This is a genomic window from Actinomadura sp. (assembly GCF_044508335.1).
Taxonomy (GTDB): domain Bacteria; phylum Actinomycetota; class Actinomycetes; order Streptosporangiales; family Streptosporangiaceae; genus Spirillospora.
Genome location: NZ_JBIQHY010000029.1, coordinates 37,209 through 62,256 on the forward strand (window position 1 = coordinate 37,209; position 25,048 = coordinate 62,256).

A 25,048-nucleotide genomic window follows, 5' to 3' on the forward strand; every position below is an offset into this window, starting at 1 on the left:
GGCGGTGCTTTATCAGTGCACGGGGATCGGGTGGCCGTCTCGGGTCACCCAGTACATGAACCACACGCCGTCCAGCCCGCACCACCCACCCAGCAGCAACAACCCGCCCGCCGGTCAGCGCCGCATGGTCCCGCTGACCGTCTGGCTGTGCTCGGACCCTCGCAGCGTAGAAAGGTCTCCCGGACCGGGCGCCCGCTCGAACCGAGACAAGTCCGGTACCGCAGTCTGCGTTCAGCACCGCCAGACCGTCGGGCGGGAACTGGCTCAGCACCTGATCAGTACCTGCACCAGCGACGGGGCACTGGTCGCCGAAGGCTTCACCACCAGTGAAGCCACCCTGGTCGCCGCCGCCGAACTCGACCGCCGCGCCATCGCGCTGGTCCCGCACTTCCCACTCGCCCAGCACATCGGCACCCGGCTCCGCGCCACCCTGGACCAGCGGCACCTGACGCGAGTGCAGATGCGTCCCGTCCGGCCCGACCAGATGGCCAAAGGCTTGGCGGACCACCTCGGACAGGTCTCCCTGGTCATAGGCGCCCCGCCGCCCTACGAGACCGGCGGGCACAACACCAGGCGCGGCGCAGCCACGGGCTGCCCGGCATGCCGGGCCGACCTGTGGATGCTCTCCAGCGAACAACTCGGGTTGTTCATCGCATCGGCATGGCGGGTGCTGGCCCCCGGCGGCGTCCTGGCGGTCATCACCACGGCCCGTCACCAGGCCGGACGCCTCATCGACCCCGCACCGCGCATCATCCGTCACGCCCAGAGTCTCGGGTTCCGCTACGTCCAGCACGTCATCGCGCTGCGCGTCCCAATCGAGGGCGACGCACTGGTCGTGCAGGCCGGCCCCACTGACCTCGCGCACCTGCGCGACACCCGCTCCAGCGCCCATCCGCCCACGGTCGGGGTCCACGCCACGGTGTCCCTGTTCAGCAAACCCAAGATGCCCGCGGGTTCAGGAAAACCGAAGGGTTCTCGCGATGAACCCGAGGGTGGGTGGCGGGGTTTTCCGCCTGAGGACCCTCAGGTTCGTGGTGAAGACGGGGGGGCGTGTTCGTGAGGGCGTCGCAGGAGTTGCCGGGCGGAGTCGGCGTAGCGGATGGCGGTTGTGGCGTTCAGGCCGAAAACGACCGCGAGGTGCAGTGGGTCGGCGCCGTTGGTGAGGGCTTCGTCGAGCTGCCGGTCGATGCGCAGGGCTTCGAGGGTGGCGGGCAGGCCGCGCAGGATCCGGTTGAGCCAGGCGTGGCTGACGGGGGCGGTGCCGTTGGCGCTGATGGCGCTGATCATCAGGTGGGGGTTGGCGGTGCCCGGCCAGGTCGTGCGGCGGTGGGTGAGCCAGTCGGTGAGGAGGCGGTGGGTCAGGTCGTCCAGGGGGCGGGTGCGCCGGTCGATGGTGAGCCGTCGGTTGGGCAGGTCGACGTCGTCGAGTGTGAGGGCGCGGATCTGGCTGTGGCGGGCGGCGTGCACTGCGGCCAGTGCGATGTAGAGGCGCGCCTGGGGCGTGGTCGCGGCGGTGATCGTCTGGTCGATGTCCTCGGGTTCCAGGGGTTGGAAGACCCCGTGTTCGAGCCGGCCGACCTTGACGCGGGCGGCGGGGTCACCGAAGACGAGGTTGTTCTTCTTGGCCCAGGCGAACAGGGAGCGAAGGGTGGTGAGTGCGTACTGACGCTGCCGGCCTTGCAGGGTCGCGGCGTGGTCGAGCACGTCATCGCGGGTGACTTCGCGCGGGTGGTCATAGCGGGTGGCCCAGTGCTGCAGGGCGGGCAGGACCGCGGCGAGGTAGTTGCGGGCGGTGACGTCGTTTCGGGGCAGGGAGCGGGGTCCGCCGTCATGCAGGGTCCGCGCCCAGTGGGCGGCGGGTTCGGCGAAGGCCGGGGCCAGACCGTGGAGTTTGCGGGCGAGCCAGCGGTCGAAGGTGGTGGGGCGGTCTTCGACCAGAATGCCCATGGTCGTCAGCACGTGCAGGGTGCGGGTCGGCGCGGTGGTGGCCCGCTGGCGAAGGAGGGGCCAGATCACCGAGGCGCGCAAGGGGTCGGCTCCGGTGTAGTCGGTCAGCAGCGTGGCCAGGGAGCGGTTCACCGCGCGGGCGACGTTGCCGCTCCAGCCGTGGAGTTCGGCCAGCTGGTGCGCGACGTGCAGGCCCCAGGCCAGCCAGGGGTTGTCTGGGAGCGGGTCGCTGCGCAGGTTGAGGCGGCCGTGCCGGTATCCGGGCGGCAGGCCGGGCAGCGCAAGCTGCAGCCAGGAGGGCCGGGGCTCCGAAGCCGGTGGCGGGGGCGGTTTGGCGGCCAGGCCGGGGGCGCCGCTGCCGACACCGTGACGGCGGGGCCGTTTGGGGACGGTGTCGCGCACGCCGCCGGTTCCGGCGAGGAGCAGTTGGTGGTGGCGGACCTGCCGGACGTAGGGCAGCAGCATCCGGTGTCGGGGGGCCTTGGGCGGGGGCCGGTCGAGGCCGGCCTGGACCCAGCAGGACCGGCAGTGGTCCTTCTTCAGATGCCGGTCGCGGCCGCAGGCGGCGCAGGGGCCGGTGCCGGGGTTGCGCGCCTGGAAGCCGTAGCAGGGCGGGCAGAGCCCGCGGTGGGCCATGCCGCCCCAGGCGTCACAGGCCAGACAGCTGGCCGCCGGCCACTTGGGTGTTCGGCTCACCGGTCAGGTGGGCGGAAGCGAACGGCCGTCACGACGGCGAGGCAGCACTGTCGGGCCGGACGAGCCCGCGGCGGCGGCCGGTTCCTGGGCCTGGGGCAGGGTGTCGACCTTCTCTGGTTCGGGGATCAGCAGCTCGCCGATCTGGCAGTCCAGGACTTTGCAGATGACGTCGAGGTCGGCGAGCTTGACCGAGACCGGCTGCCCGGACCACAGCCCCGACATCTTGCCGGCCGAGATGACAAGACCGTGCTCGGCCAGGCTGCGCTGCAGCTCCGAGGCCTTCCAGATGCCGCGGTTCGCCGCGGCCAGGCGCAGGTTCCATCTCACGGTTCACAATCCCTTCAGCCGAGCGGCGGCACGTTCCTGGCCGGCGATCCAGGCGTCTTCGACGTGGGTTCGGTGGACGTGCACGTAGTGCATCGTGGTGGCGATCCAGGCGTGTCCGAGGGTTTCCTGGATCGCGACCAGGTCCATCCCGCCCGAATACAGCTGGCTCGCGCAGAAATGCCGCAGCACGTGCGGGGTCAGCTTCGCCGTCCAGTCCGGCAGGTGCCGGGTGGTGGCCTCGGCGAGCGCGGCGCGGAGCCGGTCGTCTCCGATCCGGCCGCTGGAGCCGTCGGCGTTGCGGCGTTCGGAGGGGAACAGCGGTGCGCCGTGCCGGGTGTGGTCGTCGTCGAAATGGCCCCACACGTCCTGCACGAACCACCGCAACGTGCGGTCCGCACCGTTGATCAGCGGCACCATCCGCTCACGCGGACCCGAACCCCGCGCGCCCTTGCCATGCCGGACATGGAGCTTGCCGAACCGGCCCAGCCCCCACTTCACGTCGGCCAGGTCCAGGGTGCGGACCTCGTTGATACGCAGCCCGACGTCGGCCATCAACTTGGCGGCGGCGTAGTTGCGGGCGGCCGGCGCGAACTTGCGGCAGGTCGCCAGATCGGCCCGCCATCCGGTGAACAGCCGGTCGATCTGGGCGGTCGATGGGGGGATCCGCAGCGCCGCCCCGCGTCCGCCGCGCGGCCGGTTCATCTCATCGATCGGGCACGCCACCACATGCCCGGTCAGCTGGTGGATCTCGGCCTGGTGCCGCAGTTCCAGGAACAGGAAGTAGGTCTTGAGCGCCTGCGCTCGCGCCAGCCGGGTGCCCTTCGCCGCCTTCCGCAGCACACGACCGAAATACAGATCGGCGTCGGCGGGCTGCATCTCCCACAACGGGCGGCCGAGCCAAGCCCGGACCTGGTCCAGATGACCGACATCACCGCTGACCGTGCTGTCGGCGAGCCCCGCAGACGCCCGGGCGAGCACGAACCCGGCCAGTACATCGGTCTCGAACGCCGCGACCTCCTCGGGCCCGGCAGGCGCACGCACATCCCGAAGATCCCGGACCGCCGCCAGACCCAACCCGAGCCACCACACCTTCACACAAGCCACAGCTCGATCGGAGCCAACGAAATGTCTTCAGAAACCCTGAAGATCCATCAGCAGGCCATGATCGCACAGCCCGAGACCGCGAAACACCAGCCCCAGCTCCACAAGCAGACGGCCGCACAGAGCCACACAGACAGGAACCTGCGGGTTGTTGCACAGAGTTCACCCGGCACCGACAGCCCGCACAACGGGAGGACCCGATGAACCACGAACACCTCTCCCGCACCAAGGCGTTGCCGTCGGTCCTCGCGACCGGGCAGCGCCCGTCCCGGCTGCAGCGCCACGGCCGCTACACACCCGAGTCGATGCGCCACCCCGGCAAAATGCTGCCCGCCATCGCCGCCACCGTCATCGGCGCCTTCACTCGTTCCGGTGACCTGGTCATCGACCCGATGTGCGGCATCGGCACGACCCTCGTCGAGGCCATTCACCTCGGCCGCGACGCCGCCGGCGTGGAGTACGAGCCCGACTTCGTCCACCTCACCCTGAACAACCTGCGCCACGCGCACACCCAAGGCGCCATCGGCACACCCCAACTCGCCTGCGGCGACGCCCGCAACATCGCCACCATCTACCGGAACCTGCACGGCAAAGCAGCGCTGGTGCTCACCTCACCGCCCTACGGCTCCCACACCCACGGACACATCAGCTCCGGACGTGACAACGGCGGCGGCAGAATTCTCAAACGCCACCACCGCTACTCCACCGACCGCGGCAACCTCGCATACCTGCCCCTGCCCGGCCTCTTGGGCGGCTTTGGCCAGATCCTCGTCGGCAGCGCCACCTTGCTGAGACCTGGCGGTGTGATCGCCGTCACCGTCCGTCCCATCCGGGCCAAGGGCGAGCTGATCGATCTACCGGGCCAGGTCATCGAGACCGCGCGCCACCACGGCCTGGCGCTGACCGGCCGGTACGCCGCTCTCCTAGCGGGCTTGCGGGACGGCCGACTGGTCAACCGGGCCTCCTTCTTTCAGATGCTCGAAACCCGCCGTGCCCGCGACCGAGGCATTCCCGCTTGTGCCACCGCTCATGAGGATCTCTTGGTCTTCCAGCCCTCGACCGACCTGCCGGAGGCGAGCCGTTGACCAAGAACCGACGCAGTAGGCAGGGAAGGCGTAACCGGGTGCTGGAGATGCTGGCCATTCTCCAGATTGGTCTGTGCGGGCGCTGTGGGCGTGCTCGCTACACCACCCGCCGCACGGCCCGGCGGGCCGCCCGCATCGCGGCCCCCGGCATCCGGCTACGCGCTTACCGATGCGGCGACGCCTGGCACCTGACCAGTCCGGCGGGACGGTCTCAGCACATCACCCCGCCTGTCACTGTGCCGCCTGTCCACCCGCAGACCAGTCTTCATCTCCACGGAAAGAGCAAGGGTGACGACCTCGATCGCCGCCGTGGTGAGTGCTGTAACGGTCGCCGTGTCTGCAGCCTTGTTCTTGAGCCCAGAGGTGTGCCGTCATGTCTGGCCTGGCCGCACACGGGCCACCACATCCCCGCTCCCCGGTGGATGGCGGACCGGTGAGCGAGTCGGAGAAGCAGACACAGGCAAGTGCCGAGCAGCCGCGGCTGACCTGGCGGTTGAACCTTGCGGACCCGTCGTTCGAGGGTGAGCTGGCTCGGGCACAGGCAGGCGCAATCAGAGAGGTGTTGACTTGGTGGGCGAATCACGCAGCCCGATCCCACTCGAGGTGTTCACCAGAGGGACCCAGAGCAGCCGATCCGCAGGACTGACCGGTCCCGGCGGCGGGTTTCGGCTGGACGGGCCACTACGGGTGGCCTTCGCGGGACGGACCTCGACCGAGGATAAGCAGGATCCGACCCTGTCGCTCCCGCGCCAACTCGCCAACAGCCAGACCGCGCTGCACACCGCGCTACCGGGACAGGCCGTCATCGTCGCGCACTTCTACGACATCGAGTCCGGACGCAAGGATCTCGACACGCGTGGATTCGGGCGCGGACACGAGCGGTTCAACATCCCGATTCCGCGGGACGGTGGCATCCAGGACCTGCTGCTGGAGGCTGCCCAATCCGACCGACGGTTCGATGTGGTGATCTGCGAGTCCGTCGACCGGATCGCGCGCCGCACCTACGTCGGAACCCAGATCGAGAATCATCTCGAACGCCTCGGCATCCCGCTGTGGGCTTCTGACGAGCCGATCAACCTCAATGGGAAACGCTCATCTCAGGTACTTACGCGGCGGGTGAAGCAGGGCGTGGCCGAGTGGTACGTCCTGGAGATGCTGGAGAAGTCCTGGGGCGGCTTCGAGATCCACACCCAGCAAGGCTTCAACGTCGGCCGTCCGCCGTACGGGTACGCGGCCAAGAAGGTCCCCCACCCGGTGGCCGCGCGCCGAGAGCAGGGAGCCACCAAGCACGTGCTGGTCCCAGACGAAGTGCGGGGCCCGGTCGTCCAGGCGATCTTCGAGATGCGGATAGGTGAACGCCTGGGGTATCAGGAGATCGCCGACCGTCTCAACGTCGACCTGGAGCGGAATCCGGCACCAGTCGCCATGGCCAAGTCCCGGAGTGTGGGCAGGTGGACCTACTCCTCGGTCCGCGACGTCTTGTGCAACCCCAAGTACACCGGCTACATGGTGTGGAATCGGAAAGCGACCTCGTCGGCGGGCGGGAGGAGTAACCCGCCCGAGGCGTGGGTGTGGTCCGGTGAGCCCACTCACCCTGGCCTGGTGACGATCGAGGTCTTCACCGCGGCGCAACGGGTCGCTCGCGACAACGCACGGTCCCGGAGTCGCTCAGGTGGCCCGAGCAGGCCCAAAAAGCCTCGGCGGGTCTTCGTGCTTAGGTCCTACATGACCTGCGGGCTGTGCGGGCGGCGGATGTTCGGCAAGCAGGACTCCGGCCACACCTACTACGTGTGCAGCCCGAAGCGCGCCTACCTGCCCGACGGGCATCCCGCCGTGATCCGGGTGCGGGAAAAGCCTCTGCTGGAGGGGCTGAACGAGTTCTTCAACCGCGAGATCTTCGGTGCCCACCGCCGCGAACGCCTGCGGGCGCTTCTCGCCCACATGGACGGCGAGCACCTACACGAGCACCAGAGGCAGGTCGCGACGGCCAAAGCCAAGATCAAGGACCTGGCGCGGAGGCAAGCGCGCATACTCGATCCACTGGAGAACCTGGAAGAGCCGACCCCGGCACTCGTTCAACGTGTCAACGAGCGCGCCGCCGAGATCGCCGCGGATCTGAAGGCAGAACAGGCCAGGCTCCGGGAACTCCAGGAGACGGCGCCCCTCCGCCCGGCACCCGAACTGCTGGATCTGCTGCCGACCGGACCGGTCGACCTGGAACTACTCCCTGAGCCGACGCTGCGGCGGCTGCTGGATGTCTTCGGGTTGAAGATGCACCACGACCGGGAGAAAAGCCTCGTGGACTGCGAGGTGACGATCACATCCGAAATCGTCGATATGCAGCGCGACGCCGCAAACGCGGTGATCGGTTCCGGTCGAGCCGGTTCCGTTGGTACCCCCTACCGGATTCGAACCGGCGCTACCGCCTTGAAAGGGCGGCGTCCTAGGCCGCTAGACGAAGGGGGCCCGGGTGGTGGCGGGTGCGGTCGCCACTCGACCTCGTCAGTCTAGAGGACGTGGCGGGGCGGCGTGCAAACGGTTACCCGGTGCGGGTGGGGGACGGGAGTCGGGCGCCGGGGGCGCTCTCGGTGGGGGACGGGCTGCGGGACGGCCAGTCCGAGGGGAACTCGGACGGGAACGGGGAGGTCGGGGAGGCGGGTGGGGAGGAGGCCGGGGGCGTCGGGTTGATGGTGCGGTCGGGGTCGGGTTCCAGGTGTCGTTCGATCTGGGCGGAGGTCAGGCCGAGGCCGCCGAGGCGCAGGTCGTCCCAGCCCTGGAGGCGGTGGGTGGCGCGGCTGAAGTAGAGGACGGACAGCTCGATCGGGGTGGGCTCCTCGTGTTCGAGGCCGCGGAGGCCGGCGCCGCCGGTGGAGCCCTGGATGAAGAGGCGGGTACCGGTGGGGAGGAGCTTGGTGGACCGGGAGTGGGTGTGGCCCGCGAGGATCAGGGGCGTGATGCCGGAGAACGCCTCGCCCTCGGTGGGGTCGTGGGTGACGACGATGTCGGGGGTGGTGCCGGAGGCGCGGAGCTTGGAGGCGTAGCGGAGGCCCTCGGCGCGGAGCTGGTCGGCGCCGACGAAGTCGTCGCGGGTGCTCTTGTCGGGGGTGAAGCGGGGGTCCCCGACGCCGTAGATGCGCAGGCCCTTGACCTCGCGGGTGTCGTCGTCCAGGACGATGGCGTTCTTCTCCCGGCCGACGGCCTTCTGGGTCTCCTTGGAGTCGTGGTTGCCGCGGACGTAGACGTAGGGGACCTTCAGGTCGGAGATGGCGTCGGCGAACTTGTCCTCCGGTTTGCTGCCGTGGTCCATGAGGTCGCCGCTGTCGATGATGAGGTCGACCTTGAACTGGGTGGAGACGGACTTGATGACGTTCCACGCGGCGGGGTTCAGGTGGATGTCGGAGACGTCCAGGACGCGGATGGTGGACGGGTCCGGCTCGTAGGTCGGCAGGGTCGAGGTGGTGGTGTAGAGCTCGGAGACGTTGCCGACGAGGCGGGCGAGCTGGGCGCGGTAGGCGGAGAAGCGCTCGACGATGCTGCGGGCGTCGCCGACGATCTGGGGGGCGTTGGCGAGCAGGCCGGTGTAGCGGGGTTCGGCGATGGACTGGGGGTTGAACGTCGCCCAGGTCAGCAGGGTGACGGCCACGAGGCCGGCGGCGGCGGAGCCGAGGCCGAGGAGGGCGCGGCGCCAGGAGCGGAAGAGGATGAGGGACGCGGCGAAGCTCGCGGCGAGCGCGATCAGGACGGCGCGCACGAGCAGCTCGATGAGGCCGTGCCGGATCTGGCCGGCGATCCGGTCGGTGAGGCGGTCGATCTCGGTGTCGTCCTCGATGAGCTTCTTGGCCTGGTCGGGGCGCAGGTCGGTGAGCCGGGCCTCCAGGGTGACCGGGCCCTCGTGGGTGTCGAGGCGCAGGGAGCCGAGGGGAGGCAGCTTCAGGGTCGTCCCGCCGTGCAGGGACGGCTGGAGGGTGAGCTGGACGTCGGTGGGGCCGACCGGGGTGACGTAGCGGCCGCCGGCGATGAGGCCGAGGTAGCCGCCGGCCAGGCCGATGACGATGACGAGTCCGAGGCGCGTCCAGCGGTGTGCCAGGAACGGTGAGACGCGCCGGGCGACGGGGGAGCCGAACCGGTGGACGCGGTCGGCGGTGACGGCGCCGAACGCGCGGAGTGCTGCGATGGCCTTGGTCAACGCGGCGCGGACCTTGGGCACGTGTTCCCCTTCTATCGAGCAGAATCGATGGCGTGATGGAGTTGTCGCGCGATGAGTTCGAGGACCTCGTGGCCGAGGCCCTCGACACCATCCCACCCGAGTTGACCGCCCACATGCGCAACGTCGTCATCGTCGTGGAGGACGACGCGCCCGAGCGCGGCCTGCTCGGCCTGTACCAAGGGGTACCCCTCACCGAGCGGGGCGACTGGTACGGAGGCGTCCTGCCCGATCACATTTCGATCTACCGCAACGAGATTCTCCGGATTTGCGACACACGAGAGCACGTAGTGGAAGAAGTCCGGATAACGGTGGTGCACGAGATCGCCCACCACTTCGGGATCGACGACGGGAAGTTGCACGAACTCGGATACTGACGCAAAGAATTGTGCACTGTAGGTCACGTAACTGCCACGCAGCGTGAGTTAATAGGGGAGGGCGCCCGTACCGGGCGGGCTGAACTGGAGCGTGCGTGGCGGGAAGGCAGACCGGCCGGCATCGTCGTCCGCCGGAGGAGCAGGCGACCTACCGCGAGGTGTTCGCGGTCGGGGAGTTCCGTGCCCTCTGGCTGGCGCAGGCGCTGTCGTACATCGGGGACCAGCTGGCGCAGGTCGCGCTGGCCGTGCTCGTGTACGACCACACGCGGTCGACGCTGCTCACGGCGCTGATCTACGCGCTGACCTACCTGCCGCCGATCCTCGGCGGGCCCGTGCTGTCCGGGCTGGCCGACCTGTTCCCGCGCCGCACGGTGATGGTCGTCTGCGACGTGCTGCGGGCCGCGCTCGTCGCGGTGATGGCGCTGGTGGTGATGCCGGTCGGGGTGCTGTCGGCGCTGGTGTTCCTCGTCGTCCTGCTGGGGACGCCGTTCTCCGCCGCGCGCGCCGCAGTCATGCCGGACGTCCTGGAGGGCGACAGATATGTGGCGGGCTCGGCGATCGCCAACATCACCCACCAGGTCACGCAGGTGCTCGGCTTCCTGGCGGGCGGCGCGGTCGTCGCGATCGTCGGGACGTACGAGACCCTCGCCCTGGACGCGCTGACGTTCGGCGCGTCCGCCGTCATCCTGATCGGCGGGCTGCGGCGGCGGGCCGCCCCGCGCCGCGGGGAGCGCGAGTCGCTGCGCTTGCTGCGCGGGACGCGGGACGGCGCCCGCCTCGTGTTCGGCGACCCGGTGCTGCGGTCGCTGGTGCTGTTCGCGTGGCTGTGCGCGTTCTACGTGATCCCCGAGGGGCTGGCCGTCCCGTACGCGGCGACGTTCGGCGGCGGCGCGGTGACCGCCGGGCTGCTGCTCGCGGCGATGCCGACCGGGATGGTGGTCGGCTCGCTGCTGTTCAGCCGGTTCGTCCGCCCGGCGAACCGGCTGCACGCGATGGGATGGATGTCGATGCTGGCCTGCCTGCCGCTGGTCGGCGCCGGCGTCCACCCGCCGCTGTGGTGGGTGGTCGGGCTGTGGGCGCTGTCGGGCGTCGGCAGCGCCTACCAGCTGGTGGCGAACACCGCGTTCGTGGCCGCGGTCCCCGCGTCGGGGCGCGGGCAGGCGTTCGGGCTCGCCCAGTCGGGCATCCTCGCCGGCCAGGGCGTCGGCATCCTGGTCGGCGGCGCGGCGGCGCAGGTGCTCGGGCCGGAGACGGTGGTGGCGCTCGCGGGCGTCCTCGGCCTGTCGTGCGCGGCGATGCTGACGCTCGGCTGGAACCAGGTCCGCGGCGGCGTCATCGCCGGCAAGCGCGCGGGCCCGGTCGCCGCGGCCCCGCCGCCCGGCCGGGGCGAGGGCGAGATGTCCGGTGCGGGCCGGGCGGGTTAGGCGCCGGCGCGCTCCTTCTTGAGCGACTCCTTCGTCTTCTTCACGGCGTCCTTGACGCTCGGGGACTCGCTCACGTTCTTCATGAAGTCCTCGGCGATGGAGGTCGCGGCGCCCTCCTCCGGGATCAGCGCCCACCCGATCAGGTAGAGGCCGACGCCGGCGCCGCCGAAGAGGTTGAAGACGACCAGGCCGATCCGGACGATGTTGACGTCGATGCCGAGGAACTCGGCGGCGCCCGCGCACACGCCGGCGAGCATCCGGTTGTCGCGGGGCCGCCGGAGCTTCTTGGCGGCGGTGTCGTCGGTCTGCGCGGTGTTGTCGGTCTGGGCGGTGTTGTCGGTGCTGTTCTGGGCGGTGTCCTTGTTCATGTCCATGCCTCGATCATGCCCAGCGGGCGGCGGATAGGACATCGGGATTCGCCCTGATTCACCCCTGAGTCCACCCCTGGCCGCCCGGGGCGCCGTCCCCGACGTACCCTCGTGGGCGGACGGCCCCGGAACGGAGGAGACCAGCATGGACGTGCTGCGCGTGGACGACCGGCTCACGGACGAGGAGCGGATGGTCCGCGACACCGTGCGCGCCTTCGTGGCGGAGAAGGTCGCCCCCCACCTGGCCGGATGGTTCGAGGACGGGACGTTCCCCGCCCGGGAGCTGGCCCCGCGGCTGGGCGAGCTCGGCCTGCTCGGGATGCACCTGCGGGGCTACGGCTGCGCCGGGACGAGCGCCGTCGCGTACGGGGTGGCGTGCCGGGAGCTGGAGGCGGCCGACTCGGGGCTGCGCAGCTTCGTGTCCGTCCAGGGGTCCCTGGCGATGGCGGCGATCCACAAGTACGGGTCGGAGGAGCAGAAGAACGAATGGCTGCCGCGGATGGCGGCCGGGGAGGCGATCGGCTGCTTCGGGCTGACCGAGCCCGACCGCGGCTCCGACCCGGGCGACATGCTGACCCGCGCCCGCCGCGACGGCGCGGACTGGGTGCTGAACGGCACCAAGATGTGGATCACGAACGGGTCGATCGCGGACGTCGCGGTCGTCTGGGCGCAGACCGGCGACGGGATCCGCGGGTTCCTCGTCCCCAAGGGCACGCCCGGGTTCACCAGCAGCGACATCCACCAGAAGCTGTCGCTGCGCGCGTCCGTCACCTCCGAGCTCGTCCTGGACGACGTGCGGCTCCCCGAATCGGCGATGCTCCCGAACGTGAAGGGCCTGAGGGGGCCGCTCGGCTGCCTCTCGGAGGCCCGCTACGGCATCCTGTGGGGCGCCGTCGGGGCCGGGCGGTCGTGCTACGAGGCGGCCGTCGACTACGCCAAGACCCGCGAGCAGTTCGGCAGGCCCATCGGGTCGTTCCAGCTCACGCAGGAGAAGCTCGCCTGGATGGAGGTCGCCCTCGGGCAGGCCGGGCTCGTCGCCCTGCACATCGGCCGCCTCAAGGACGAGGGCGAGGTCACACCGCAGCAGGTGTCGTTCGGCAAGCTCGCGAACGTCCGCGCGGCCTTGGACGTCGCCCGCCAGGCCCGCACGGTCCTCGGCGCGAACGGGATCACGCTCGAATACCCGGTGATCAGGCACATGAACAACCTGGAGAGCGTCCTCACCTACGAGGGCACGCAGGAAGTGCATCTGCTCACCCTCGGGAAGGCCGTCACCGGCCTCGACGCGTTCCGTTAAGGAGCGGTCGACCTTTCCGCGTAGTGTTATTGCCTGGACGTTGCGCCATCGACCTGGGCAGACTCACCGGGTCAAGCGATCTACCAGAGGGAGCGGCATGAGAGTCGGCATCGTCGGGGCCACCGGACAGGTCGGGGCCAAGATGCTCGAAATCCTGGCCGAACGCGGATTCCCGGTCGACGAGCTGCGGCTGTTCGCCTCGGCGCGCTCGGCGGGGCGCAGGCTCCCGTGGGACGGCACCGAGATCACCGTCGAGGACGCGGAGACCGCCGACTACGCCGGCCTCGACATCGTGCTGTTCTCCGCGGGGAAGACCACGTCCCGGGCCCTGGCGCCGAAGGTCGCCGCCGCGGGCGCGGTCGTGGTCGACAACTCCTCCGGCTGGCGGATGGACCCGGACGTCCCGCTCGTCGTCGCCGAGGTCAACCCGCACGCCGCGCGGAACCGCCCCAAGGGCATCATCGCGAACCCGAACTGCACCACGATGGCCGCGATGCCGGTGCTGCGCCCGCTGCACGAGGAGGCCGGGCTGACCGCCCTCGTCGTGTCCACCTACCAGGCCGTGTCGGGCAGCGGCCTCGCGGGCGTCGCCGAGCTGCACGACCAGGCGTCCAAGACCGTCCAGAACGCCGACCGGCTCACCCACTCCGGCACCGCCGTGGACTTCCCCGAGCCGTCGGTGTACGTGCGGCCGATCGCGTTCAACGTGCTGCCGATGGCGGGCTCGATCGTGGACGACGGCCTCGCCGAGACCGACGAGGAGCAGAAGCTCCGCAACGAGAGCCGCAAGATCCTGGGGATCCCGGAGCTGAAGGTGTCGGGCACCTGCGTCCGCGTCCCGGTCTTCACCGGCCACTCGCTGCAGGTCAACGCCCGGTTCGAGCGCCCGATCAGCCCGGAGCGCGCGAGCGAGCTGCTCGCCGGCGCGCCCGGCGTCGTCCTGTCGGACGTCCCGACCCCGCTGCAGGCCGCCGGCCAGGACCCCACCTACGTGGGCCGCATCCGCCGGGACGAGACCGTGGAGAACGGCCTCGCCCTGTTCTGCTCGGGCGACAACCTGCGCAAGGGCGCCGCCCTGAACACCGTCCAGATCGCCGAGCTCGTCGCCGCCGAGTGAGGACCTAGCGAGCGCGCCCTCCTCGGACCTCCAGCGTTTCGAGGAGGGCCGCCGTGCTGTGCGCGATCTCCTCCACGGCCCGCTCGAACGCCTCCGCGTTGTGGGCCGCGGGCGCCCGGAACCCGGAGATCTTCCGGACGTATTGGAGCGCCGCCGCCCGGACGTCCTCGTCGGTGACGTCCTCCGCATAGGGCGGCCGGAGCGTCTTGATGCTTCGACACATGCTCCCATTGTGACCCTGAGGTCGGACGTTTCGCGGGGTGCCCGGCCACCGCCGCGCCCACGCGACACCCCTGGGCGCCGCGATCGCGTCCGAAAAGGGGAGGGAACCGGCCGCAGACACAGTTGGGCCCCCGGGCCCTCGTGTCCTGGGAACTGTAGACACGAGCGCCCGGGGGTCCGGCGGGGGGCGGGGACCCCGGTGGCGGGTCGCACGGCTCGGGCCGAGATTCGTGCCGTGCGCCCGCCGGTGATCAGCCCTGGGGGTGGAGGGCGGGCTGTTCAGCAGTGCACCGCGCGGGCCTGCCGGGTGTCAACGAATCCATCCGGCACTGGATTTTCAATTGTGTGAACGGGCTCGTGGAAAACACTGAAACCGGCCTTTGAGCTGCGCCTACGTGGTGATCTTGAGGTCGTCCAGGCCGGCTTCGACGAGGCTGGCGGAGCCCGCGTCGGCGGCCTCCACCAGGATGCGGACGGTCTGCCCGGCGTAGCCGGAGACGTCCGCGGTCTGCGTCTGCCAGGACCCGGCGCGGTTCGTCGCCGCGCCCGTCTGGTTCAGCACGGTCGTGGACCCGTTCGGCCCCACGACCCGCACCCGGAGGTAGTCGGCGGACGAGCTGTTGTTCAGGTGGGCGAAGAACCAGGAGAACGACAGCGTTCTCGCCCCCGCCGGGAGCGCGATGGCCGGCGACCGGATGCTGCTGGTGCCGCCGTCGAGGTCGTACGTCCCGGCGTCGGTCCCGGCCGCCGCGCCGGTCACCAGGGCGCCGCTGCCGCCGGCGGCGGCGAGCTGCAGGCTGATGCCGGACCAGCTCGTCGGCTGCGGGGTGCCGCGCTCCCAGGCGCCCGCGGTGGCGGTGTCGGAGCCGTCAGGGTCGGCCGTCCAGCCGGTGGCCGTCTCGAAGTCGTCGGAGTGGACGGTGTCGCCGGGCGGCTGCTGCGTCCCGCCGTCGCCGCCGAGCGTCCAGACGGCGTGCGCGATGGCGTCGGCGTTGCGGTCCAGCGCGGTGTCGTCGATGTTGGACGTGGTGTCGCACGACGAGTGGTAGCAGCGGTCGAACGCGACGCCCGCCTGGCCGCCCCACAGCTGCGCCTGCTGGGACGTCTTGCGTCCCTCGGCGCCGGTGAACAGCCCACCGGCGGGTATGCCGGCGCGGATGAACGGGCCGTAGTCGGAGCGCCCGTCGAACGCCGTGTCCTGGACGGGCACGCCGATCGACGAGAAGTACGACCGGAGCACCCGCTCGATCTCGGCGGACCCGGCCGGGCCGCCGCTGCCGGACGACCCGTCGCCGTCGTAGGCGAAGTAGCCCGCGTTGGGGGAGCCGACCATGTCGAAGTTCAGATAGCCGGTGATCTTCGACCGTTCGCTCGGCGGCAGGTTGTCGACGTAGTACGTCGACCCGACGAGGCCGAGCTCCTCGGCGCCCCACCACGCGAAGCGGAGGTGGCGGTCGGGCCGGTGTCCCTCGCGTGCGACGGCGAGCGCGGTCTCCAGCACCGCCGCCGTGCCCGAGCCGTTGTCGTTGACGCCGGGCCCGGCCGTGACGCTGTCGAGGTGCGCGCCGGTCATCAGGACGTCGTCCGTGTCGCCGCCCGGCCAGTCGGCGATCAGGTTGTAGCCGGTCGCGCCGCTGCGCGAGAACGACTGGACGCTGGTCTGGTAGCCGGCCGCGTCCAGCCTGCCCTTCACGTAGTCGAGCGAGGCGCGGAAGCCGGGGCGGCCGTGGGCCCGGTTGCCGCCGTTGGCGTTCGCGATGCCCTGCAGCTGCGACAGGTGGGCCTTGACGTTGGCGAGCGGGATGTCGGGGGCGGCGGCCGCGGCGGGCGCCGCCGAGGCCGGGAGGGGCAGGAGGGCGGACACGGTCAGGGCCGCCGCCCCGAGCACCGCCATGGTGCGCGATCTCATCGATCCTCCGAGTCGGGGGAGGGAACGGCCCGTGACGAGGGAGCGGGCCCCGTCACGGGCCGCGTGCGGGAGGCGGTCAGGACCGGGTGATCTTCACGTTGTCGAGTCCGGCTTCGACGAGGCTGGCGGAGCCCGCGTCGGCGGCCTCCACGACGATGCGGACGGACTGGCCCGCGAAGGCGGACAGGTCGTACGTCGCCGTCTGCCACGCCCCGGCCTTGTTGGCCATGGCGCCGCTCTGGTTCAGCACGGTGCCGGCGCCGTTCGAGCCGACGACGCGGACGCGCAGGTAGTCCTCGGTGGAGCTGTTGTTGAGGTAGGCCAGGTACCAGTCGAAGCTGAGCGACAGCGTGCCGCCGGGCAGGCTGATCGCCGGGGACCGGACGGTGGTGACGCCGCCGTCCACGTCGTACGTCCCGGCGTCGGTCCCGGCCGCCGCGCCGGTCACCAGGGCGCCGCTGCCGCCGGCGGCGGCGAGCTGCAGGCTGATGCCGGACCAGCTCGTCGGCTGCGGGGTGCCGCGCTCCCAGGCGCCCGCGGTGGCGGTGTCGGAGCCGTCAGGGTCGGTGGTCCAGCCCTGGTCCGTCTCGAAGCCGTCGGAGAAGACGGTCCCGCCGGGGCCGCCGTTCCCGACCGTGAGCGTGTAGACGGCGGTGCGGTCGACGGACGCGCCGTCGCCGAGCACCGTGATCCGGTACGTCCCGTCGGCGGTGCCCGCCGGGACGCGGACCGTCATCGTGGCCGACTGGCCCGCGGTGACGGTGCTCGGCGAGAACGACACGGTCGGGCCGGACGGGCTGCTCGTCGCCGACAGCGCCACCTGCTGCGCGCTGCCCCCGGTGACGGCGGTGTTCACGGTCGCGGTGACGGTACCGCCGGCCTGCGCGCCGCCGGACCCGGGGCTCAGCGACAGCGAGAAGTCGTTCTGCTGCTGCGTGCCGCAGGACGCCTCACCGCTCTGCGCCGGGACGTTGATCGCGCTCCACGCGGCCTTCACCGCGTTGCACTCGGCCGGCGAGCCGGGGAACAGCTCCAGCGCCGCGTTGACCGTCTCGACGCGGGCGCGCGCGTGGCTCCAGTTGGTGACCTTGCGGTTCAGGCCGCCCATGAAGATCTGGCCGGCCTTCTTGATGCCGATGCCGGTCACGGTCGAGCCGTTGCAGGTGGGGCTGGCCGGGTTGCCGTTGGACGGGTTCGAGCCTTCGGCCAGGAGGTAGAACCAGTGGTTCTGCGGGCCGGCCGCCGCGTGCACCTCGGTCCGCGGGATCGACGACGAGTAGCAGTTCGGGTCGCCGAGCGCCTGCGGGTTGTACATGTTGCGGATCGGGCCCGAGCCGACCAGGTCGACCTCCTCGCCGACCAGGTAGTCCGGCGGGTCGAAGGTGGACGGCTCGTTCATGTAGTGCTCGGTCAGCGCGCCGAAGATGTCGCCGGCCGACTCGTTCATGCCGCCCTTCTCGTTGCCGTTGCCGCCGCTGTCGCCGCCGGGGGTGTTGGTGAAGACCGCGTGGCCGTTCTCGTGCCCGACGACGTCCACGGACGTGGCCTGCCTGGTGCCTGCCTGGTTGCGGCCGAAGCTGGTGTAGCTGCCGTTCCAGTAGGCGTTGGCCTGGTTGAGGCCGACGCGGAGCGGGAACCCGCCGCCGCGGCCGTTGATGCCGCTGCGGCCGAGCCACTCGCCCAGCATGTCCCATTCCTTCTGGACGGCGTACAGGGCGTCGACGCAGGCGGTCTCCAGGTCGGTGCCGCTGCCGTTGCCCCAGGCGCTGTCGGGGCCGGTGTAGGTGGAGCCGTTCTGGCCGCCGCACCGGACGCCGGAGCGCTGCGGGTCCGTCATGGACGTCGCGGCGGTGCTGAGGTCGACGGTGCCGTGGTAGTAGCTGCGGTCGTCGGCCGCGTCCCGGACCTCGTCCCACGTCTTGACGACCTTGCCGGTCTTCGCGTCGACGAGGACGTGCAGCTTCGTCGGGGCGTTCTTCCGGGTGCCGCTCACGACGGTCTCGTAGACGAGCCGTCCGGAACCCTCGACGACCACCATCAGGCGGGGCGCGGTCGCGCTGTCCACCTCGGACACCTGGGCGCGGGAGGTCTTCGCGGCCTTCGCCGCGCTGATCTCCGCCCTGGTCGACACGCTGAGCTTCTTCGTCTGGTCGACGGACGTGCTGAGGACGCCGCCGCTCGCGTTCGTGGTGACGACGAAGTCGCCGCCGTACACGGGCAGGCCGTCGTAGGTGCGCTCGTACTGGACGTGCTGGAGGCCGCGCAGCCCGGACGTGACGCCGCGCCGGACGATCCCGTCCTTCGCGGCGACCTTGAACTCGGCGGGCTTCGCCGCGACCAGGCGGTCGGCCGAGGCGGCGGCGACGGTGCGCGGATCCGGCTTGGCCGGGGCCGCGGGGGCGGTGCGGGCGGTCGCACCGGTGGCGGGGGAGGACATCGCCACGGCGAGGCCGGCGGACAGCACCGCCGCCCCGATCGCGGTCTGGTGTCTCACGGGGGTGCTCCTTCCACGTGCCGGGGCGGTGCGCGGGGACACGTGGAGCTCCTTGTGGGAGCGCTCCGCGGGGCCACCGGTCGCCCGGCGGGGGTATGGATGGGGGACTCATCCGGATGAGCTGCCCGAAGTGCAACCCGAATTGTGAAAAGTGTCAATGAATCCATTTGTTATTGGATTTTCAATTGAGTGAACGAAACCACTGAAAAACCCCTTGCATCCAGCGCGAACGGGCCGGGCCGATCTTGTCGGCCCGGCCCGTGCCGGTGGGAACCTTCGGCGCGCGGTGAGCGTTGCGGCCCCGCGCCGCCGGGCTAGGGGGCGATGCGCCGGCAGAGCCAGGCGAGCGCCATCGGGTAGCGGTAGTCGATGCCGCCGTGGCCCGCGTCGAACAGCTCGAAGTGGATCACGTCCTCCCGGACGCCGTTGTCGAGGAGCGCCCGGTGGAACGCCTGGGCGCCGATGTCGAGGAACCACTCGTCGCGCGTCCCGCCGTCGATCCATATCGCCCGCTGCGAGCGCATCGCCTCCGCGTGCGCCGGCACCATGCGGACCGGGTCGAAGGACAGCCAGCGCTCCCACACGTCCTGCCGGATCACCCCGGTGACCGGGTCGAACGGCAGCTCCGGCGCGCCGTCCTCGCGCGCGGTGTAGCAGAGCGCCATGCCGAGGACGTTGAGCAGGTCCATGTCCTCCGGCTTGGTGAACGACGCGCGCGAGTTGAAGTCGTTCCACCAGCGCCAGATGTCGCCGTCGTACTTGCGCAGGTGCCGGACGCACTTCGGGAACTCGGGCAGGTAGGAGTACTCGAACAGCGCGTCGCCGGCGTGCGTCGCGAGGGCGCCGAACAGGTCGGGCCGCAGCATCGGCGTGATCATCGCGCCGTAGCCGCCGCTGGACTTGCCGCTGATCGCGCGGTGCTCGGGCGCGTCGAGCGTCCGGTAGCGGGCGTCGACCCAGGGGACGACCTCGTCGCAGATGTAGGAGTGGTAGCGGCCGGTGCCCGGCGAGTCGACGTACTGGCTGCCGCCGTGCGCGGTCCAGGCGTCGACGAACACCACGATCGCGGGCGGGGCCTCGCCGGACGCGAACACTGCGTCCGCCGTCTCCGGGAACGGCTGGCGGTACGGCGTCCGGTTGCGCCATATCCCGACGTGCCCGGTGAACCCGGTGATCACGTACACGCTCGGGTAGCGGCGGTCCGGCTCGTCGTCGTAGCCCGGCGGGACGTAGACGAGGAGCGGCCGCTCGTGCGGGTCCTTCAGCGGGTTGCCGCGCAGCAGCTCGCTGCTCACGGTGTGCTCTTCCAGGCGTCCGGCGAACTCGGCCGACCACGGCAGCATGGGCGCTCCCTCATCGCGGGTGGATGATCACATTGACGCTAACCCAGGCGGACGGCGGGTCGGGCACGATGCCTTCCGGCGCGCCGCCTGGTCTGCACTCATGAGGGAAGGAGACCCATATGACTGACAACGCTGCGAAGCTCCGCGAGCTGCACCGGCCCGGCGACCCGCTGCTGCTGCCGAACGTCTGGGACGCCGGCAGCGCGCAGATCGTCCAGGAGGCGGGGTTCCCGGCGCTCGCCACCGCCAGCGCCGCCGTCTCCGCGATGCTCGGCTACCCCGACCACGAGGGTGCGCCGGCGGAGGAGATGTTCGCCGCCGCCGAGCGCGTCATCCGCGCCGCGACCGTCCCGGTCACCGTGGACGCCGAGGCCGGCTACGGGCTGCGGCCCGCCGAGCTGGTCGAACGGCTGCTCGCGATCGGCGCCGCCGGCTGCAACCTGGAGGACACCTACGCCGGCGAGCTGGCGAAGCCGGAGGAGCAGGCGGAGTTCCTCGCCGCCGTCCGGGCCGCCGCCGGCGACGCCCTGGTGATCAACGCGCGGATCGACACGTTCATCCGCGGGGTGCCGGACCCGGTGGAGGCCGCGATCGAGCGGGGTCGGCTGTACCTCCAGGCCGGGGCCGACTGCGTCTACCCGATCGTCGCGCCGATGGACGCCGTCCCCGCCCTGGTCGAGGGGCTGCCGGGGCCGGTCAACGCGAACAACCCGCCCGGCACGTCCCTCGCGGACCTGGCCGCCGCGGGGGTGGCCCGCGTGTCCTACGGCCCCATGGGCTACCTGCGGGCGCTCGACACGCTGAAGGAGTTCGCGACCCGGATCAAGGCCATGGAGGACCCGTACGCCTGACGCTGTGAGGGCGCCCACGTCCGGGCGCCCTTGCAAGCATTCACTTACACTGGCACAGTGAGACGAAATTCGCCTCTATGTCTCAGGAAGTGAGGGCGGTATGACAGCGATCGCGGCGGAGGCGCAGACCCCGAAGGTCGTCCTCGACTCCATCAGCGGCCTGGCCCTCGCCGCGGCCGCGGCGAACGTCGTCATGCAGCTCGCGCGCCTCCCCATCGGGCACGGCGTCGCGGAGAGCAAGGTGGAGAGCGGCCGCGTCGACAGGCATCCGGTCAAGCGCGGCCGCACCACCCTCACCTACATCGCCGTCGCGATGCTCGGCACCGACGAGGAGCGCGAGGCGCTGCGCCAGGAGGTCAACCGCGCCCACCGGCAGGTCCGCGCGAAGGAGCCCGTCGCCTACAACGCGTTCGACCCCGAGCTCCAGCTCTGGGTCGCCGCGTGCCTGTACTACGGCCTCGAAATGATCTACGAGATCCTGTACGGGAAGCCGACCCCCGAGCAGGCCGAGGAGCTGTACAGGTACGGCGCCCGGTTCGGCACGACCCTGCAGATGAAGCCCGAGCTGTGGCCCGCCGACCGCGCCGCCTTCGAGGAGTACTGGCAGGACGGCGTCCGCAAGATCGAGATGGACGACGTCACCCGCACCTACCTGCGCGACCTGGTCGAGCTGCGCTTCCTGCACGCGCCGGTGCGCCTCGCCCTCGGCCGCTACCACACCTTCCTGACCCTGGGCTTCCTGCCGCAGCCGTTCCGCGAAGAGCTCGGCTACACCTGGACGCCCCGCCAGCAGCGCCGCTTCGACCGCTTCACCCGCGCAATGCGCCTCGCCAACCGCGCGATGCCGCGCCCGGCCCGCGAGTTCCCCTTCAACGCCTACCTCTACGACTTCCGCCGCCGAATCAAGACCGGCCGCCCCGTCGTCTAGCCCGGCGTACGGCCCCGGCCCCCTCAGCGGCGGCGAAACCAACCACGCCGCCCGTAGATGTGCGCGCGGCCCTGGGGCGATGCGAACATCTGCCCGGCGTCATGGCCGACGCCGGGCACATGCACGAGCTTGTGGACTTCCCGCCCCGCCTTGTGGCGCAGGTAGCTGTAGTAGATCTCGCCGCGCTCGATGCGTGTGGCGCCCTGCGCCTCGGCGGCCGGATGGATCTCCAGCAGCGCCGCGCCGCGGTCCGCGTCCTCCGCGCCGAGCAGGTAGACGACGTCCCTGGCGACATAGCGCTCGAAGTAGTCGTCGGCCGGCCGCGCGGTGCCCACGTAGTCCGGAACGCCGCCGCCGAACCCGTAGCGCCAGCGGTCCACCGCGGGGTCGCTGTGGGCAAGGAAGGTGTTCCCCTTACGCCGCATCCTGTCGAAGTACAGATAGGTCGACGGGTTCGCGACGACGAACCGGACGTCCGCCGCGAGGTCGTCGGGACCCCGGCCCACGGCCGCGTAGCGGTTGACGAACTGGCCGCCCGCCGAATTCCCGACGATGGTCACCCGCCGCAGCCGGGGATGGATGCGCAACCCGCGCAGTAATTCGTCCATGACCGTGAACGAGCTGACCGAGCCGAGCCCGCCTTTCCAGTCCTCCGTGCGCCAGTGCAGGTATTCGGCGCGCTCCGGGTCGCCGCGCACGTCGTCCTCGGTGAGGAACTGCGGCGCGACGACCAGCCGGTGCGGTGCCTTCTCGATCGACCGGAAGTAGTCGCCGGCGTTGCGCAGCGCGCCGTGCACGACGATGACCGCCTCGGTGAGCCTGCGCTGCCGTTCGTGCAGCGGAGCGGACGCGAACATCGCCAGTTTCCGGCCCGCCACGACAAGATCCTTGTCGCCGATTTCGCCGATCGCCTCATGCTGAATGTCCGCCTGATTGGCAAAGGTCATCGTCCCCCCTCGAAGACCGCCCGGCACGTCCCGGCCCGTCCATACCCGCAGTGGGCGACGTGACCGAGGAGCTTGGGGAATTCGGGCCGATGAGCCGATCTTGTTGCCTGATCTTGGGAAGTGACTGACCGGATTGTGGGTCTCATGTTCCAGGTCCGCAGTTGGTAAGGGGCCAGAGCCTCTCATCTCCGGGTGTCCGCCGTCAGCAGGACTCCCGTTCTCGCGATTCAGGACAGTACACATAACCAATACCAACCTGTCCGTATACCGGTTTGCGCCATTGGCTCGGTCGGGCGCCGCGCTGAGGACACGCCACGGGGCATCACGGAGTGCCGGCGTGCAGCGGATGGGTCATTGTCGACCGGTAGGTGAGGTACCTATGTCCTGTCCGGGAGCGTCGATGCGCGCGATTCCGGTGAAAATGAACATCGACCGGCTGGAGAGGATTTCCGATGGCGGATGCGCTGCACCGGGAGATCGCCGACGAGCTCCGGGAGAAGATCAGATCCGGAGAGTTCGCGCCGGGAGCCCGGATTCCCACGGAACCGGAACTGGAACGGCTTTTCGGTGCGTCGAGGAACACCATCAGAGTCGCGATCACCAATCTGGTGCACGAGGGCCTGATCCAGATCCAGCCGGGGCGGGGGATGTTCGTACCGAAGGGGCCGATCCCGTTCTTCGTGGTCCTCTCCCGAGAGGAGGGCGGGGACGGGACCGATTCGCCCCTGGACTCCTACAGCTCCGGCGTCCGGGCGGCCGGCCGCAAGCCGAGCATCCGCGACTTCGAGATGCGGATCGAGTACCCGGACCGGGAGGTCGCCGGATGGCTGGAGATCGGCGAGGACGTCCAGGTCGTCGTGCGCGGCTCGAAGCGGTTCATCGACGACACGCCGTACTCGCTGCAGAAGTCGTACTACTCGATGGACCTCGTCCGGGGAACCGAGATCGAGAGCAAGGAGAAGATCGCGCGGGGGACGATCCGGGCGCTCGCCGAGATGGGCTACGAGCAGTCCGGGTACCGGGACGAACTCGTGGCCCGGATGCCCACCCCGGAGGAAAAGAGGTTCTTCAAGATCGGGCCCGGGATCCCCGTCGTCGTGGTCCACCGTGTCGCCTACACCAGTGCTTCCCTGCCGATTCGCCTGACGGTCACCACGTACGCGGCGGATCGCAACAGGCCGTCCTACGACATCGGAGACGTCCCCGAACGGCCCATGGCCACCGGGCAGATCTCCATCGTCGGATAGCCGCTCACGCGTCCACCTGGGGCGGAGCCGACCGCCCCGTCATGAGGCAGGTGGCTCAGATTCCCATACCGGAGACCTCGTCCCCACGGACGCTGCACAGGGGGATGTTCGCCGTTGACATCGCCTCCTTCGGCCTGCGTCGAGATCCGGACATCCAGCGGTATCTGCGGTCGTCCATCCACCGGATCGTGCGGGAGTCGTGCCAGGCGGCCGGCCTGCGCTGGGACGCCTGCCATCATGAGGACCGCGGGGACGGCCTGTTCGTCATCGCGGAGCCCGACGCCGGCATCGACGTCCTGCTGGAGCCGCTCGTAGTGCGGCTGCTCGCGGGCGTCCGGCGGCACAACAAGCTGGCCGGCGGGGAGGCGCGGATCCAGCTGAGGGTGGCTGTCCACGCCGGATACCTGCATCTCGACGAGCACGGCGTCACGGGGGTGGCCCTCAACCATCTCTTCCGGCTGCTGGACGCGGGAGCGCTGAAATACCGGCTCGCCGAGGCCGGGACCGACTTCGCGCTCATCGTGTCGCATCATCTGTTCGAGGAGGTCGTCTCCTATAGCGTCGGGGTGATCGAGCCGTCCGCGTTCACCTGTGTGCCGGTCATGGTGAAGGAGACCCATGGCCGGGGGTGGGTCTGGCTTCCGCCCGACCCGCAGCGCGGGGGGTCTGTTGAGGCGTCGGTGGCCACCGCGCAGGTCACTGTGCTGCTTGCCGCGCTGATCAGTCGGCTGGACGAGGTCGTGCAGCGTCGTCCTTGAGGGTGGGGTCGGGGGCGGAGGGGCGGATCTGCAGTTCGAAGTCGCCCTGGTGCTCCCGGACGCCGGCGACCACGGCGTCCTCCAGGACCTCGGCGCCCTTGAGTTGGCGGCGCATCATGGGGTCGTCGTGGACGTCCTTGTAGAGGGCGAAGCACAGCAGGATCAGGACGATCGCGAACAGCGCGAGGATGTCGATCAGCTTGCTCAGCGGGCCGGTCGCGCGGCGGTGCCCGAGCAGCGGCGCGAACGCCGAGCTGATCAGCTGGCTGCGGCCCCGGCGGTAGTGCCCGTACCCGATGGCGAGGCCGAGGACGAAGAGCCAGCCGACGTTGCGCAGCAGCCAGTTCAGCATCGTCTCCGACACCGAGCTCAGGGTGCCGGTGGACGCCCCGCCCCAGATCACGAA

Annotated in this window: 22 protein-coding genes, 1 tRNA gene and 1 pseudogene; 11 read left to right on the plus strand and 13 right to left on the minus strand. The window is 70.5% G+C overall.

What is annotated here, in order from left to right; translation table 11 throughout:
• Positions 1 to 55: 55 nt before the first annotated feature.
• Positions 56 to 1,060 carry a hypothetical protein gene (locus ACIWVC_RS13460; RefSeq protein WP_396446843.1) on the plus strand — a complete coding sequence of 335 codons (1,005 nt, stop codon included), beginning with the start codon at positions 56 to 58 and terminating at the stop codon, positions 1,058 to 1,060.
• On the opposite strand, the gene ACIWVC_RS13465 is transcribed toward ACIWVC_RS13460, so the two are convergent.
• The 3 genes from ACIWVC_RS13465 to ACIWVC_RS13475 all read right to left on the minus strand — a co-directional run bounded on the left by ACIWVC_RS13465 (position 1,024) and on the right by ACIWVC_RS13475 (position 4,065).
• Positions 1,024 to 2,583, minus strand: coding sequence for a tyrosine-type recombinase/integrase (locus ACIWVC_RS13465; protein WP_396446842.1), 1,560 nt, complete (start codon positions 2,581 to 2,583; stop codon positions 1,024 to 1,026). The genes ACIWVC_RS13460 and ACIWVC_RS13465 overlap by 37 nt on opposite strands.
• A 63-nt stretch (positions 2,584 to 2,646) precedes the next feature.
• The gene (locus tag ACIWVC_RS13470; RefSeq protein WP_396446841.1) at positions 2,647 to 2,970 is read right to left on the minus strand and encodes a helix-turn-helix domain-containing protein; all 324 of its coding nucleotides are present in this window, start codon (positions 2,968 to 2,970) and stop codon (positions 2,647 to 2,649) included.
• Between the two features lie 3 nt (positions 2,971 to 2,973).
• Positions 2,974 to 4,065, minus strand: coding sequence for a tyrosine-type recombinase/integrase (locus ACIWVC_RS13475; protein ID WP_396446839.1), 1,092 nt, complete (start codon positions 4,063 to 4,065; stop codon positions 2,974 to 2,976).
• A 206-nt stretch (positions 4,066 to 4,271) separates the two neighbouring features.
• On the opposite strand from ACIWVC_RS13475, the gene ACIWVC_RS13480 reads away from it, so the two are divergent.
• Entirely contained in the window at positions 4,272 to 5,156 is an 885-nt protein-coding gene (locus tag ACIWVC_RS13480) for a TRM11 family SAM-dependent methyltransferase (protein ID WP_396446838.1), read from the plus strand.
• Between the two features lie 786 nt (positions 5,157 to 5,942).
• On the opposite strand, the gene ACIWVC_RS13485 is transcribed toward ACIWVC_RS13480, so the two are convergent.
• Positions 5,943 to 6,185: a hypothetical protein gene (locus ACIWVC_RS13485; protein WP_396446837.1), complete on the minus strand. Its 243-nt coding sequence runs from the start codon at positions 6,183 to 6,185 to the stop codon at positions 5,943 to 5,945.
• A 123-nt stretch (positions 6,186 to 6,308) separates the two neighbouring features.
• On the opposite strand from ACIWVC_RS13485, the pseudogene ACIWVC_RS13490 reads away from it, so the two are divergent.
• Positions 6,309 to 6,995, plus strand: a pseudogene (locus ACIWVC_RS13490) (recombinase family protein); the annotation flags it as partial.
• 551 nt (positions 6,996 to 7,546) lie between these two features.
• Here ACIWVC_RS13490 and ACIWVC_RS13495 read toward each other — a convergent pair.
• Both ACIWVC_RS13495 and ACIWVC_RS13500 read right to left on the minus strand, forming a co-directional pair.
• Positions 7,547 to 7,622: transfer RNA gene (locus ACIWVC_RS13495), tRNA-Glu, on the minus strand.
• A gap of 73 nt (positions 7,623 to 7,695) precedes the next feature.
• Positions 7,696 to 9,363 (minus strand): metallophosphoesterase, encoded by a 1,668-nt coding sequence (locus ACIWVC_RS13500; RefSeq protein ID WP_396454184.1) that lies wholly within the window; start codon positions 9,361 to 9,363, stop codon positions 7,696 to 7,698.
• A 32-nt stretch (positions 9,364 to 9,395) separates the two neighbouring features.
• Between ACIWVC_RS13500 and ACIWVC_RS13505 the strand changes: the two genes are divergently transcribed.
• The gene (locus ACIWVC_RS13505) at positions 9,396 to 9,737 is read left to right on the plus strand and encodes a metallopeptidase family protein (protein ID WP_396446834.1); all 342 of its coding nucleotides are present in this window, start codon (positions 9,396 to 9,398) and stop codon (positions 9,735 to 9,737) included.
• Between the two features lie 95 nt (positions 9,738 to 9,832).
• A complete protein-coding gene (locus ACIWVC_RS13510; protein ID WP_396446833.1) occupies positions 9,833 to 11,161 on the plus strand; it encodes an MFS transporter in 1,329 nt (442 codons plus the stop codon).
• Here ACIWVC_RS13510 and ACIWVC_RS13515 read toward each other — a convergent pair.
• Positions 11,158 to 11,535 (minus strand): PspC domain-containing protein, encoded by a 378-nt coding sequence (locus ACIWVC_RS13515; RefSeq protein ID WP_396446832.1) that lies wholly within the window; start codon positions 11,533 to 11,535, stop codon positions 11,158 to 11,160. The genes ACIWVC_RS13510 and ACIWVC_RS13515 overlap by 4 nt on opposite strands.
• 139 nt (positions 11,536 to 11,674) lie before the next feature.
• On the opposite strand from ACIWVC_RS13515, the gene ACIWVC_RS13520 reads away from it, so the two are divergent.
• On the plus strand, positions 11,675 to 12,826 hold the full coding sequence (locus ACIWVC_RS13520) for an acyl-CoA dehydrogenase family protein (protein ID WP_396446831.1): 1,152 nt from the start codon (positions 11,675 to 11,677) through the stop codon (positions 12,824 to 12,826).
• A 97-nt stretch (positions 12,827 to 12,923) separates the two neighbouring features.
• Entirely contained in the window at positions 12,924 to 13,943 is a 1,020-nt protein-coding gene (locus tag ACIWVC_RS13525; protein ID WP_396446830.1) for an aspartate-semialdehyde dehydrogenase, read from the plus strand.
• 4 nt (positions 13,944 to 13,947) lie between these two features.
• On the opposite strand, the gene ACIWVC_RS13530 is transcribed toward ACIWVC_RS13525, so the two are convergent.
• From ACIWVC_RS13530 to ACIWVC_RS13545, 4 genes are all read right to left on the minus strand, one after another.
• Complete coding sequence (locus ACIWVC_RS13530; RefSeq protein WP_396446829.1) at positions 13,948 to 14,166, minus strand: DUF2277 domain-containing protein; 219 nt, start codon at positions 14,164 to 14,166, stop codon at positions 13,948 to 13,950.
• Positions 14,167 to 14,556: 390 nt separating this feature from the next.
• On the minus strand, positions 14,557 to 16,074 hold the full coding sequence (locus ACIWVC_RS13535) for a M28 family peptidase (protein WP_396454185.1): 1,518 nt from the start codon (positions 16,072 to 16,074) through the stop codon (positions 14,557 to 14,559).
• Positions 16,075 to 16,150: 76 nt separating this feature from the next.
• Positions 16,151 to 18,568 (minus strand): M4 family metallopeptidase, encoded by a 2,418-nt coding sequence (locus ACIWVC_RS13540; protein ID WP_396454186.1) that lies wholly within the window; start codon positions 18,566 to 18,568, stop codon positions 16,151 to 16,153.
• Positions 18,569 to 18,882: 314 nt separating this feature from the next.
• Positions 18,883 to 19,911: an alpha/beta hydrolase gene (locus ACIWVC_RS13545; protein WP_396446826.1), complete on the minus strand. Its 1,029-nt coding sequence runs from the start codon at positions 19,909 to 19,911 to the stop codon at positions 18,883 to 18,885.
• A gap of 119 nt (positions 19,912 to 20,030) precedes the next feature.
• Between ACIWVC_RS13545 and ACIWVC_RS13550 the strand changes: the two genes are divergently transcribed.
• Positions 20,031 to 20,762, plus strand: a complete 732-nt coding sequence (locus ACIWVC_RS13550; protein ID WP_396446825.1) for an isocitrate lyase/phosphoenolpyruvate mutase family protein — start codon at positions 20,031 to 20,033, stop codon at positions 20,760 to 20,762.
• A 100-nt stretch (positions 20,763 to 20,862) separates the two neighbouring features.
• Entirely contained in the window at positions 20,863 to 21,690 is an 828-nt protein-coding gene (locus ACIWVC_RS13555; protein ID WP_396446824.1) for an oxygenase MpaB family protein, read from the plus strand.
• A 23-nt stretch (positions 21,691 to 21,713) separates the two neighbouring features.
• On the opposite strand, the gene ACIWVC_RS13560 is transcribed toward ACIWVC_RS13555, so the two are convergent.
• A complete protein-coding gene (locus tag ACIWVC_RS13560) occupies positions 21,714 to 22,664 on the minus strand; it encodes a hypothetical protein (protein WP_396446823.1) in 951 nt (316 codons plus the stop codon).
• A gap of 425 nt (positions 22,665 to 23,089) precedes the next feature.
• Here ACIWVC_RS13560 and ACIWVC_RS13565 point away from each other — a divergent pair, with 425 nt between their 5' ends.
• Both ACIWVC_RS13565 and ACIWVC_RS13570 read left to right on the plus strand, forming a co-directional pair.
• Positions 23,090 to 23,884, plus strand: a complete 795-nt coding sequence (locus ACIWVC_RS13565) for a GntR family transcriptional regulator (protein ID WP_396446822.1) — start codon at positions 23,090 to 23,092, stop codon at positions 23,882 to 23,884.
• 104 nt (positions 23,885 to 23,988) lie between these two features.
• Positions 23,989 to 24,642 carry a hypothetical protein gene (locus tag ACIWVC_RS13570; RefSeq protein ID WP_396446821.1) on the plus strand — a complete coding sequence of 218 codons (654 nt, stop codon included), beginning with the start codon at positions 23,989 to 23,991 and terminating at the stop codon, positions 24,640 to 24,642.
• Here the strand turns inward: ACIWVC_RS13570 and ACIWVC_RS13575 are convergent.
• Positions 24,605 to 25,048 (minus strand): BCCT family transporter (locus tag ACIWVC_RS13575; RefSeq protein ID WP_396454187.1); only part of this gene is annotated, 444 nt, incomplete at its 5' end. The genes ACIWVC_RS13570 and ACIWVC_RS13575 overlap by 38 nt on opposite strands.